At 58.1% G+C, this 11,947-nt stretch carries 11 protein-coding genes; 7 read left to right on the top strand and 4 right to left on the bottom strand.

Annotation, left to right across the window (positions count from 1 at the left end; translation table 11 throughout):
- Positions 1-44: 44 nt before the first annotated feature.
- Positions 45-512, bottom strand: a complete 468-nt coding sequence (gene yigI / locus UTO39_RS19985) for an acyl-CoA thioesterase YigI (protein WP_028014789.1) — start codon at positions 510-512, stop codon at positions 45-47.
- Between the two features lie 162 nt (positions 513-674).
- Between yigI and pldA the strand changes: the two genes are divergently transcribed.
- The 3 genes from pldA (at position 675) to rhtC (ending at position 4,146) form a co-directional block, all read left to right on the top strand.
- The gene (gene pldA, locus UTO39_RS19980; protein ID WP_151413035.1) at positions 675-1,544 is read left to right on the top strand and encodes a phospholipase A; all 870 of its coding nucleotides are present in this window, start codon (positions 675-677) and stop codon (positions 1,542-1,544) included.
- A gap of 90 nt (positions 1,545-1,634) precedes the next feature.
- The gene (gene recQ, locus UTO39_RS19975) at positions 1,635-3,464 is read left to right on the top strand and encodes an ATP-dependent DNA helicase RecQ (protein ID WP_253543421.1); all 1,830 of its coding nucleotides are present in this window, start codon (positions 1,635-1,637) and stop codon (positions 3,462-3,464) included.
- Positions 3,465-3,525: 61 nt separating this feature from the next.
- On the top strand, positions 3,526-4,146 hold the full coding sequence (rhtC, locus tag UTO39_RS19970) for a threonine export protein RhtC (protein ID WP_320727902.1): 621 nt from the start codon (positions 3,526-3,528) through the stop codon (positions 4,144-4,146).
- Here the strand turns inward: rhtC and rhtB are convergent.
- A complete protein-coding gene (rhtB, locus tag UTO39_RS19965) occupies positions 4,143-4,763 on the bottom strand; it encodes a homoserine/homoserine lactone efflux protein (protein ID WP_320727901.1) in 621 nt (206 codons plus the stop codon). The genes rhtC and rhtB overlap by 4 nt on opposite strands.
- A gap of 112 nt (positions 4,764-4,875) precedes the next feature.
- On the opposite strand from rhtB, the gene pldB reads away from it, so the two are divergent.
- The 3 genes from pldB to UTO39_RS19950 all read left to right on the top strand — a co-directional run bounded on the left by pldB (position 4,876) and on the right by UTO39_RS19950 (position 7,676).
- Positions 4,876-5,868 (top strand): lysophospholipase L2, encoded by a 993-nt coding sequence (gene pldB / locus UTO39_RS19960; protein ID WP_061096769.1) that lies wholly within the window; start codon positions 4,876-4,878, stop codon positions 5,866-5,868.
- A 25-nt stretch (positions 5,869-5,893) separates the two neighbouring features.
- Complete coding sequence (gene yigL, locus UTO39_RS19955) at positions 5,894-6,694, top strand: sugar/pyridoxal phosphate phosphatase YigL (RefSeq protein ID WP_151413038.1); 801 nt, start codon at positions 5,894-5,896, stop codon at positions 6,692-6,694.
- Between the two features lie 82 nt (positions 6,695-6,776).
- Positions 6,777-7,676, top strand: coding sequence for a carboxylate/amino acid/amine transporter (locus UTO39_RS19950; protein ID WP_320727900.1), 900 nt, complete (start codon positions 6,777-6,779; stop codon positions 7,674-7,676).
- Here the strand turns inward: UTO39_RS19950 and metR are convergent.
- Entirely contained in the window at positions 7,564-8,517 is a 954-nt protein-coding gene (metR, locus tag UTO39_RS19945) for an HTH-type transcriptional regulator MetR (protein WP_061096772.1), read from the bottom strand. The two genes, UTO39_RS19950 and metR, sit on opposite strands and share 113 nt — an antisense overlap.
- A gap of 115 nt (positions 8,518-8,632) precedes the next feature.
- Between metR and metE the strand changes: the two genes are divergently transcribed.
- A complete protein-coding gene (metE, locus tag UTO39_RS19940) occupies positions 8,633-10,894 on the top strand; it encodes a 5-methyltetrahydropteroyltriglutamate--homocysteine S-methyltransferase (RefSeq protein WP_320727899.1) in 2,262 nt (753 codons plus the stop codon).
- Positions 10,895-10,937: 43 nt separating this feature from the next.
- On the opposite strand, the gene UTO39_RS19935 is transcribed toward metE, so the two are convergent.
- Positions 10,938-11,744, bottom strand: coding sequence for a dienelactone hydrolase family protein (locus UTO39_RS19935; RefSeq protein WP_045631330.1), 807 nt, complete (start codon positions 11,742-11,744; stop codon positions 10,938-10,940).
- Positions 11,745-11,947: the final 203 nt, after the last annotated feature.

The raw sequence follows: 11,947 nt of genomic DNA, 5'->3' as shown, positions 1-11,947 counted from the left end.
ATCCGTTACAAGAAAGTGAATCAATTTTACCCGATTTTGCCGCTTCAACCCACCATATAAGTGGCGGTTGCGCTGGCGATATACACCTGTTCTTCGTTATGCAGCTCAACGCGGGCAACGGCAACTTTATTCCCGGCGCGCAGCAGGCTGCTGGTGCAGGTAAAGCGGTTTCCGCGCCCCGGGCGAAGATAGTCGACGCGTAAATCAATGGTGCCCATGCGAGCCAGGCGCTGGCGGAGTTCGTCTTCATTGATGGTGTCATGACGCGTCAGCGTACTGCCCACGCAGACCAGGCCTGCCGCCACGTCCAGCGCGGAGGCAATCACCCCGCCGTGCAAAATACTCTGCGCCCAGTTACCCACCATCATCGGCTGGTTGTTGAAGCTCAGCTGGGCAAACTCTTTCTCGTAACGCTCCAGCTCCAGTCCCAGCGCACGGTTAAACGGCATATGGTAAACAAAAATCTCGCCCACGAGTTTTAACACTTCTTCGGCGGTAAGCATGGCTGACATGAGGCATCACATCCTTATTGTTAATGAAATGTTGATTTTATGCCTCAGCAATAAGGAATTCCACTTTCAGAAACGAGGATGCAGCAGTTATCGCAGAAGTCTGTAGAATGTTCGCCTCATAACTATTCAGGTAATTTTACTCTTTGCAGGAGAACACCACCGATGCGGACGTATCTGGCCTGGTTACTGGCGGCGGTTGCGCTGCCCCTCACAGCATATGCGCAGGAAGCGACGATTAAAGAAGTCCATGATAAGCCTGCCGTTAAGGGCAGCATTATCGCCAATATGCTGCAGGAGCACGACAACCCGTTTACGCTCTACCCGTATGACACGAACTACGTGATTTATACCCAAACCAGCGATCTCAACAAAGAGGCGATAAGCTCCTATAACTGGTCTGACAATGCGCGTAAGGATGAAGTGAAGTTCCAGCTTAGCCTCGCGTTCCCGTTCTGGCGCGGTATTCTGGGGCCGAACTCGGTGCTCGGTGCCTCTTACACGCAGAAATCCTGGTGGCAGCTCTCTAACAGCGGCGAATCTTCACCGTTCCGTGAAACCAACTATGAGCCGCAGCTTTTCCTCGGCTTCGCAACGGATTATGAATTCGCTGGCTGGACGCTGCGTGACGTTGAGGTTGGTTTTAATCACGACTCTAACGGCCGGTCCGACCCCACTTCACGCAGCTGGAACCGTGCCTATACGCGCCTGATGGCGCAGAACGGCAACTGGATGGTGGAAGTGAAGCCGTGGTACGTAGTCGGCAGCACGGATGATAACCCGGACATCACCAAATATATGGGCTACTACCAGCTCAAAGTCGGCTACCAGTTAGGCGAAGCCGTGCTGAGCGCGAAAGGCCAGTACAACTGGAACACGGGCTACGGCGGTGCTGAGGTGGGCTTAAGCTACCCGGTGACGAAGCACGTGCGTCTCTATACCCAGGTGTATAGCGGCTACGGCGAGTCGCTGATCGACTACAACTTCAACCAGACTCGCGTTGGCGTGGGCGTAATGCTGAACGATATTCTCTAAGCCGCTCGAATGTTTTTGCGTTAAACGTTGAAGTTTCTCTCTCAGGCGCTGAAAATAGCGCCTGTTTTATTTTTCGCAAATGGGGTTAACGTGGCGCAGGCGGAAGTATTGAATCAGGAGTCGCTGGCTAAGCAGGTTTTGCATGAAACCTTTGGCTACCAGCAGTTCCGCCCCGGCCAGGAAACCATCATTGAAACCGTGCTGGAAGGCCGCGATTGCCTGGTGGTGATGCCGACCGGCGGCGGGAAATCCCTCTGCTATCAGGTGCCCGCGCTTGTGTTGAACGGCCTGACGGTCGTGGTATCGCCCCTTATTTCCCTGATGAAAGACCAGGTGGATCAGCTGCTCGCCAACGGCGTGGCGGCGGCGTGCCTGAACTCGACGCAAACCCGCGAGCAGCAGCAAGAGGTGATGGCCGGGTGCCGCACCGGGCAGATACGCCTGCTGTATATCGCGCCAGAGCGCCTGATGCTGGATAATTTCCTCGATCACCTGGCGCACTGGAACCCGGTCCTGCTGGCGGTGGATGAAGCGCACTGTATCTCCCAGTGGGGACACGATTTCCGCCCGGAATACGCCGCCCTCGGCCAGCTGCGTCAGCGCTTCCCCGAACTGCCGTTTATGGCGCTTACTGCCACGGCGGACGACACCACGCGTCTGGACATTGTCCGCCTGCTGGGGCTGAACGACCCGTATATTCAGGTCAGCAGCTTCGACCGCCCCAACATCCGCTACATGCTGATGGAAAAATTCAAGCCGCTGGACCAGCTCCTGCGCTACGTCCAGGAGCAGCGCGGCAAGTCCGGCATTATCTACTGCAACAGCCGTGCGAAGGTGGAAGACACCGCCGCGCGTCTGCAAAACCGCGGCTTTAGCGCCGCCGCGTATCACGCCGGGTTAGAGAACCACATCCGCGCCGACGTGCAGGAGAAATTCCAGCGCGATGACCTGCAAATCGTCGTCGCGACGGTGGCGTTCGGGATGGGCATCAACAAGCCGAACGTGCGCTTTGTGGTGCACTTCGACATTCCGCGCAATATCGAATCCTACTATCAGGAAACCGGCCGCGCCGGGCGTGACGGCCTGCCGGCGGAGGCGATGCTGTTTTACGATCCGGCGGATATGGCGTGGCTGCGCCGCTGTCTGGAAGAGAAACCGCAGGGACAGCTGCAGGACATCGAGCGCCACAAGCTCAACGCGATGGGCGCCTTCGCGGAAGCGCAAACCTGCCGCCGCCTGGTGCTGCTCAACTACTTTGGTGAAGGGCGACAGGAGCCGTGCGGCAACTGCGATATCTGCCTCGATCCGCCGAAGCAGTACGATGGCCTGATGGACGCGCGCAAAGCGCTCTCGACCATTTACCGCGTGAACCAGCGCTTCGGGATGGGCTACGTGGTGGAAGTGCTGCGCGGTGCTAATAACCAGCGTATCCGCGACATGGGCCACGACAAGCTGCCGGTTTACGGCATCGGTAAAGACCAGAGCCACGAGCACTGGGTCAGCATTATTCGTCAGCTGATCCACCTCGGCTTTGCCACGCAGAACATTGCCCAGCACTCTGCGCTACAGCTGACCGAAGCGGCGCGTCCGGTGCTGCGCGGTGACGTTGAGCTCAGGCTCGCCGTGCCGCGCGTGGTCGCCCTCAAGCCGCGCGTGATGCAGAAATCCTACGGCGGCAACTACGACCGCAAGCTGTTCGCCAAACTGCGCAAGCTGCGTAAGGCCATTGCCGACGAAGAAAACATTCCGCCGTACGTGGTGTTCAACGACGCGACGCTGATTGAGATGGCGGAACAGATGCCGCTCAGCGCCAGCGAAATGCTCAGCGTCAACGGCGTCGGCACGCGCAAGCTGGAGCGCTTCGGGAAAGAGTTTATGGCGCTCATCCGTTCCCACGTTGATGGTGATGATGAGGAGTAGTCAGCCGGGCGAAAAAGTGCCAGGATGATGACTCACTGAATTATTTCCCCGCGAGCTAATTATGTTAATGCTATTTCTCACCGTGGCGTTAGTGCACATCGTTGCGCTGATGAGCCCGGGACCTGACTTTTTCTTCGTGTCGCAAACCGCCGTCAGCCGCTCCCGCAAAGAAGCGATGATGGGCGTGCTCGGTATTACCATGGGCGTTATGGTCTGGGCGGCCGTTGCGCTGCTCGGTCTGAACCTGATCCTGGCGAAGATGGCCTGGCTGCATAACATCATTATGGTTGGCGGCGGGCTGTACCTGTGCTGGATGGGCTACCAGATGCTGCGTGGGGCGCTGAAGAAAGAAGAGCAAAAGCCGGAAGAGCCAAAGGTGGAGCTGGCAACGGGCGGCCGCAGCTTTGTAAAAGGGCTGCTGACCAACCTGGCGAACCCGAAAGCGATTATCTATTTCGGCTCCGTGTTCTCGCTGTTTGTGGGTGACAGCGTCGGCACTGGCGCGCGCTGGGGCATCTTCCTGCTGATCGTCGTTGAAACCTTTGCCTGGTTTACCATCGTGGCCAGCCTGTTTGCCTTACCGGCAATGCGCCGCGGCTATCAGCGCATCGCGAAGTGGATCGACGGCTTCGCCGGCGCGCTGTTCGCCGGGTTCGGCATTCATCTCATCATTTCTCGCTAAGCATGACGCGCTGACGCAAGCAGCGCGCCAACCAGCATAAACAGCGAGCCAAAGACTTTGTTCAGGGCCTTCATCTGCTTAGGCCCTTTAATCCATGCAGCTATCCGCTGTGCCAGCGTCGCGTAACCAATCATCACGATGATATCGACAACGATCGTGGTTGCGCCCAGCACCACGTACTGCATCACCTGGGGCTGATGCGGCACGATAAACTGCGGGAACAGCGCGGCGAGGAACACAATGCTTTTCGGGTTGGTCAGGTTCACGAACACCGCGCGCTTGAACAGATGGCCGCGGTTTTGCGTCTGAGCGAGCGTATTCAGGTTGATGGAGCCTGCCGCGCGCCACTGCTGGATACCGAGCCAAATCAGATACGCTGCCCCGGCCCATTTCAGCACCTCAAAGGCCAGCACGGAGCGGGAGAACAGCGTCCCCAGACCAATCCCCACCAGCACAATGTGAATGCCGAGCCCGGTTTGCAAACCGGCAATCGAAGCCGCCGCACCGCGATAGCCGTGGTTGATGGAGGTGGTCATCGTGTTAATAGCGCCAGAGCCGGGCGAAAGGCTGAGGATGATGGATGTCAGCAGGTAGGCGAACCACCACTCGAAGGTCATTTGAAACTCCCGAACCGTCTATTTTTATGCCACAATACGCTATTGTTGAGTCATTTTGTGACCAGTGACGAAAAAAAAACGATATTCCCTGGATTACGTGAGTGGAAACCCAATGTTTCAGCAGAAAAAGGACTGGGAAACACGAGAAAACGCATTTGCTGCTTTCTCTATGGGGCCGCTGACCGATTTCTGGCGGCAGCGTGAGGAAGACGAGTTTACGGGCGTCGGGGGCATCCCGGTGCGCTTCGTTCGCTTCCGCAATGAAAAAAATGACCGGGCGATCGTGGTCTGCCCCGGCCGTATCGAAAGCTACGTTAAATATGCCGAACTGGCCTACGATCTGGTCAACATGGGTTTTGACGTGCTGATCATCGACCACCGTGGGCAGGGGCTGTCCGGGCGCATGCTGCCGGATACGCACCGTGGGCACGTGGATAACTTCAGCGATTACGTCGACGATTTTGCCGCGTTCTGGCAGCAGGAAGTTCAGCCCGGCCCCTGGCGCAAGCGGTATATCCTTGCGCACTCCATGGGCGGCGCCATTTCGACGCTGTTTTTGCAGCGGTACGAGCACCAGTGCGACGCCATTGCGCTCACCGCGCCGATGTACGGGATTGTCATTCGTTTTCCTGACTGGATGGTGCGTCATCTTCTCGACTGGGCTGAGGGCCATCAGCGCATTCGTGAAGGCTATGCCATCGGAACCGGACGCTGGCGCGCATTGCCGTTCGCCATCAACGTCTTAACCCACAGTCGACAGCGCTATCGCCGCAACCTGCGCTTTTATGCCGATGAACCGCGCCTGCGCGTCGGCGGCCCGACCTGGCACTGGGTGCGTGAGGGTATTCTGGCCGGTGAGCAGGTGCTGGCGGGCGTAGGCGATGATGACACGCCGACGCTTTTGATTCAGGCGGAAGAAGAGCGTGTGGTGGATAACCGCATGCATGACCGCTATTGTGAACTGCGCGCTGCCGCCGGTCACCCTTGTGAAGGGGGTAAACCGCTGGTCATCAACGGCGCGTACCATGAGATCCTTTTTGAAAAGGACGCTATGCGCTCAGTCGCGCTTAACGCCATCGTCGAGTTTTTCGACCGGCATAACTGATTTTCTATTGAGGTTAAATTTTCCTATGTACCAGGTTGTTGCATCTGATTTAGATGGCACGCTGCTTTCCCCCGACCACACCCTGTCGCCTTACGCGAAAGAGACCTTAAAGCTTCTGACCGCCCGTGGCGTGAACTTTGTGTTCGCCACCGGCCGCCACCACGTGGACGTGGGGCAGATCCGCGATAATCTGGAGATCAAGTCGTACATGATCACCTCCAACGGTGCGCGCGTGCATGATACCGACGGCAACCTGATCTTCACCCATAACCTGGATCGCGATATTGCCGCCGATCTCTTCGGCGTGGTGCATAACAACCCGGCTATCGTCACTAACGTATACCGCGACGACGAATGGTTCATGAACCGCCACCGCCCGGATGAAATGCGTTTCTTCAGGGAAGCGGTATTCAACTACTCCCTGTATGAGCCGGGCCTGCTGGATCCAGAGGGGATCAGCAAGGTGTTCTTCACCTGCGACAGCCACGAAGAGCTGCTGCCGCTGGAGCAGGCGATCAACGCCCGCTGGGGCGATCGCGTCAACGTGAGCTTCTCCACGCTGACCTGTCTGGAAGTGATGGCGGGTGGCGTTTCTAAAGGTCACGCGCTGGAAGCGGTTGCGAAACGTCTGGGCTTTGAGCTGAAAGACTGCATCGCCTTCGGTGACGGCATGAACGATGCGGAAATGCTTTCTATGGCGGGTAAGGGCTGCATCATGCAGAACGCGCACCAGCGCCTGAAGGATCTGCACCCGGAGCTGGAAGTCATCGGCACCAACGCAGACAACGCGGTACCGAAATACCTGCGCAAGCTGTTCCTTGAATAATCTTCATTCGGTTATTTATTGCTCAGTTGTCAACTGAAGAGTTCGCTACAATGCCTGTCCTTCTTTCTGAGAGACAAGCATTGTGGCGCTACTCATTATCACCACTATCCTGTGGGCCTTCTCCTTTAGCCTGATTGGCGAATACCTTGCCGGTTCGGTCGACAGCTACTTCTCGGTGCTGATGCGCGTGGGGCTGGCGGCGCTGGTGTTCCTGCCGTTCCTGCGCACGCGCGGACAATCGCTGAAAACCATTCTGCTTTACATGCTGGTGGGCGCGATGCAGCTTGGCATCATGTATCTGTTCAGCTTCCGGGCTTACGTCTACCTGTCCGTCTCCGAATTCCTGCTCTTTACCGTGCTGACGCCGCTCTATATCACGCTGATTTACGACCTGCTCAGCAGGCGCCGCCTGCGCTGGGGATACCTGCTGAGCGCCGCGCTGGCGGTGATTGGTGCGGCGATTATTCGCTATGACAAAGTAAGCGATCACTTCTGGACCGGCCTGATGTTCGTCCAGCTTGCTAACATCAGCTTTGCCATCGGTATGGTGGGATATAAGCGCCTGATGGAAACCCGCCCGATGCCGCAGCACAACGCGTTTGCGTGGTTCTATATGGGCGCGGCGATAGTTGCGGTGGCGGCGTGGTTTATGCTCGGCAACCCGCAAAAGCTGCCGACCACCACCGTGCAGTGGAGCATTCTGGTTTGGCTGGGCGTGGTGGCATCGGGGCTGGGGTACTTTATGTGGAACTACGGCGCTACGCAGGTAGACGCCGGTACGCTGGGGATCATGAACAACGTGCACGTGCCGGCGGGGCTGCTGGTGAACCTCGCCATCTGGCAGGAACAGCCGCACTGGCCGAGCTTCCTTATTGGGGGAGCGGTGATCCTGGCTTCACTGTGGGTCCATCGCCGCTGGGTCGCTCCGCGCTCCGCACAAACGGAAGATGGTCGCACGCGTGGTTCCGCGCTGAGCGAATAAACGCCTCCGTAACCGGCTGACGCTGCTCGCCATCGCGCACGGCGGCGTACAGCCGGCTCCACAGTCCTTCCCCCAGTGTTTTGGTGACCACCAAACCCTGGCGTTCAAAACTCTCCACCACCCAGTGCGGCAGCGCCGCGATACCCATGCTGGCCGCCACCATCTGAATCAACAGCAGGGTGTTGTCCACGCTTTTCAGCTGTGGGCTAATGCCTGCAGGCTGCAGGAAGTGGCGCCAGATATCCAGACGACTGCGCTGAACCGGGTAAATCAGCAACGTTTCCGTTGCCAGGTCTTCCGGGGTGATGCGCGTTTTGGCCGCCAGCGGATGGTCCGGCGCCAGCACCAGGCGCACTTCATAATCGAACATCGGCGAATAGTGCAGGCCGCTGCGCGGCAGGATGTCGGACGTCATCACCAGATCCAGCTCGCCCTGCTGCAGCGAGGGCTGAGGGTCGAACGTCACGCCGGATTTAAAGTCCATCTCCACCTGCGGCCACTTCTGGCGAAAGTTCTCAAGCGCGGGGGTCAGCCACTGGATACAGCTGTGGCACTCAATGGCGATCCGCAGTTTGGTCTGCTGCGGCTCGTTACACGCCTGCAGCGCGCTGGCGATCTGCGGCAGTACCTGATTCGCCAGTTGAAGAAGAATTTCACCCTGCGGCGTAAAGCGCAGAGGCTGGCTCTTACGCACAAAAAGACGAAATCCGAGGCGTTGTTCCAGATCGCTGAACTGGTGAGAAAGGGCGGACTGGGTCTGGTGCAGCGTGGCCGCCGCCGCCGCGAGCGAACCGCAGTTCCGCAACGCTTGTAGCGTTTTCAGGTGTTTAATCTCGATCATGAAAGTCCTTCACTCCGCCATGAACATTTTGCGCTTGAGGAATATACAGTACCTGCCAATTATAGATGTGTAAACATCTGGACGTCTAAATAACGAATTTCACAAGGGGCATACCATGACAATCCGCAATCACACTCTCGGTTTTCCTCGCGTTGGCCTGCGCCGCGAGCTGAAAAAAGCGCAAGAAAGCTACTGGGCGGGCAACGCCTCCCGTGAAGAACTGCTGGCGGTGGCGCGGGAGCTGCGCGCCCGTCACTGGGATCAGCAAAAACAGGCGGGTATTGACCTGCTGCCGGTGGGCGATTTCGCCTGGTACGACCATGTTCTGACGACCAGCCTGCTGCTGGGCAACGTGCCGGCTCGTCATCAGAACAAAGATGGATCGGTGGATATTGATACCCTGTTTCGCATCGGCCGCGGCCGCGCACCAACGGGTGAGCCAGCGGCAGCGGCGGAAATGACCAAGTGGTTTAACACCAACTATCACTATATGGTGCCGGAGTTCGTCAAAGGTCAGCAGTATAAGCTGACCTGGACGCAGCTTCTGGATGAAGTGGATGAAGCGCTGGCGCTGGGCCATCAGGTGAAGCCCGTATTGCTGGGGCCGGTAACCTACCTGTGGCTGGGTAAGGTGAAGGGCGAACAGTTTGACCGCCTCAGCCTGCTCAACGATATTCTGCCGGTCTATAAGCAGGTGTTGATTGAGCTGGGCAAGCGCGGCATTCAGTGGGTGCAAATCGACGAACCGGCGCTGGTGCTGGAGCTGCCGCAGGCGTGGCTTGATGCCTTCAAACCGGCGTATGACGCGCTTGCCGGACAGGTAAAGCTGCTGCTGACCACCTATTTTGAAGGCGTGACGCCCAACCTGAAGACCATTACCGCGCTGCCGGTTCAGGGCCTGCACGTTGACCTGGTTCACGGTAAAGACGATGTGGCGGAACTGCACAAGCGGCTGCCCGCAGAGTGGCTGCTCTCCGCCGGTCTGGTTAACGGCCGTAACGTCTGGCGCGCCGATCTGACCGAGAAATACGCGCAAGTTAAAGACATCGTCGGTAAACGCGAGCTATGGGTGGCATCATCCTGCTCGCTGCTGCACAGTCCGATCGATCTGAGCGTGGAGACCCGTCTCGACCCTGAAGTGAAAAGCTGGTTTGCTTTCGCCCTGCAAAAATGTGAAGAGCTGGCGCTGCTGCGCGACGCGCTGAACAGCGGCGACACGGCGGCGATTACCGACTGGAGCGCACCGATTCAGGCGCGCCGTCACTCGTCACGCGTGCACAACCCGGCGGTAGAAAAACGTCTGGCGGCCATCACCGCCCAGGACAGCCAGCGCCAGAGCCCGTATGAGGTACGTGCCGAAGCCCAGCGCGCCCGCTTCAACCTTCCCGCGTGGCCGACCACGACGATCGGCTCCTTCCCACAAACGACGGAGATCCGCGGCCTGCGTCTGGACTTCAAAAAGGGCAACCTGGATGCGAACCACTACCGCACCGGCATCGCGGAACACATCAAGCAGGCGATTATCGAGCAGGAGCGCCTGGGGCTGGACGTGCTGGTGCACGGCGAAGCCGAGCGTAACGACATGGTGGAATACTTCGGTGAACACCTGGACGGCTTCGTCTTTACCCAGAACGGCTGGGTGCAAAGCTACGGATCCCGCTGCGTGAAGCCGCCGGTGGTCATCGGTGACGTCAGCCGTCCGGAACCGATCACGGTTGAGTGGGCGAAGTACGCCCAGTCCCTGACCGACAAGCCGGTAAAAGGCATGCTGACCGGCCCGGTGACCATTCTTTGCTGGTCGTTCCCGCGCGAAGACGTGACCCGCGAAACCATTGCCAAACAGATTGCGCTGGCGCTGCGTGATGAAGTGGCGGATCTGGAAGCGGCTGGCATTGGCATCATCCAGATTGACGAACCGGCGCTGCGCGAAGGTTTGCCGCTGCGCCGCAGCGACTGGGATGCTTACCTGCAGTGGGGCGTGGAAGCGTTCCGCATCAACGCCGCGGTGGCGAAGGACGACACGCAGATCCACACCCACATGTGTTACTGCGAATTTAACGACATCATGGATTCGATTGCCGCGCTGGATGCTGACGTCATCACCATCGAGACCTCGCGTTCAGACATGGAGCTGCTGGAGTCGTTTGAGGAGTTCGACTATCCGAACGAAATCGGACCGGGCGTGTACGACATTCACTCTCCGAATGTCCCGAGCGTGGAGTGGATTGAGGCGCTGCTGAAAAAAGCCGCTCAGCGCATTCCGGCGGAACGTTTGTGGGTGAACCCGGACTGCGGGCTGAAAACCCGCGGCTGGCCGGAGACGCGTGCGGCGCTCGCCAACATGGTGAAGGCGGCGCAGAATTTGCGTCAGGCTTGATAACGCGCAGGCCCGGTAAGGCGTAGCCGCCACCGGGCTTTTTTTACGCTTTTTTCCCGCCGTACTGGCTAAACCACGCCAGCATTCTCTGCCAGCCATCTTTCGCGGATTCCGCGTGATAGCTCGGACGATAATCGGCGTTAAACGCGTGCCCGGCATCCGGATACACCACAATCTCCGCTTTTGCATTCGCCGCGCGTAGCGCATGACGCATGGTCTCGACGGTATCAAGCGGGATGCCGGTATCCTGACCGCCATATAGCCCTAACACCGGGGCATTGAGATCGGTAGCGATATCAACCGGATGTTTCGGTGAGTTCAGCGTCTTTTCACCCACCAGTTTGCCGTACCAGGCCACGGCCGCTTTGAGCTGCGGGTTATGCGCGGCATACAGCCAGCTAATGCGTCCACCCCAGCAGAAGCCGGTGACCATTAAGCGGTGCGGGTCGCCGCCGTTGCGCGCCGCCCAGCTGGCGACGTGGTCGAGGTCTGCCAGCACCTGCGCGTCCGGCACTTTGCTGACCAGGTTGCTGAACAGCGTCGGGATATCGCTGTAATCGTTCGGATCGCCCTGACGGAAGTAGAGCTCTGGCGCAACGGCCAGATATCCTTCAAGGGCCAGGCGGCGGCAGAGATCGCGAATATGTTCGTGAACGCCGAAAATCTCCTGAACCACAATCACGATGGGCAGCGGGCCGTCTGCCGATTTTGGTCGCGCGTGCCAGGCAGGCATATTTTCCCCCTGAGAGGGGATGGAGGTCTCGCCCGCCGTAATGGCCTCTTCTGAGGTTGAGACGATGGTTGAAGCATGCGGAGCCGCAGCAGGTGCAAATCCGGTTTTTTCAGTCATGGCATTCTCCGTACCAATGAGTTAGCGCAAAGGTAAATATAGACACCAGGTTAACAACTCACAGTGCCTTAAACGGTCTATCTTTTGTGCAGCACCCGACGATATAACTTGTTAATGTGATGTGAATCACTTTTTGATGGAAATTCAATGCAATCATTTTCATTCATGGTGAGATGCGTCACGAAATTATGCTTACCGCTTCT

The organism is Enterobacter sp. 118C5, from assembly GCF_034107645.1.
GTDB lineage: Bacteria > Pseudomonadota > Gammaproteobacteria > Enterobacterales > Enterobacteriaceae > Enterobacter > Enterobacter nematophilus.
The sequence above is the reverse complement of the archived record's forward strand: the minus strand, read 5'-3'. Positions and strand labels throughout refer to the sequence as shown.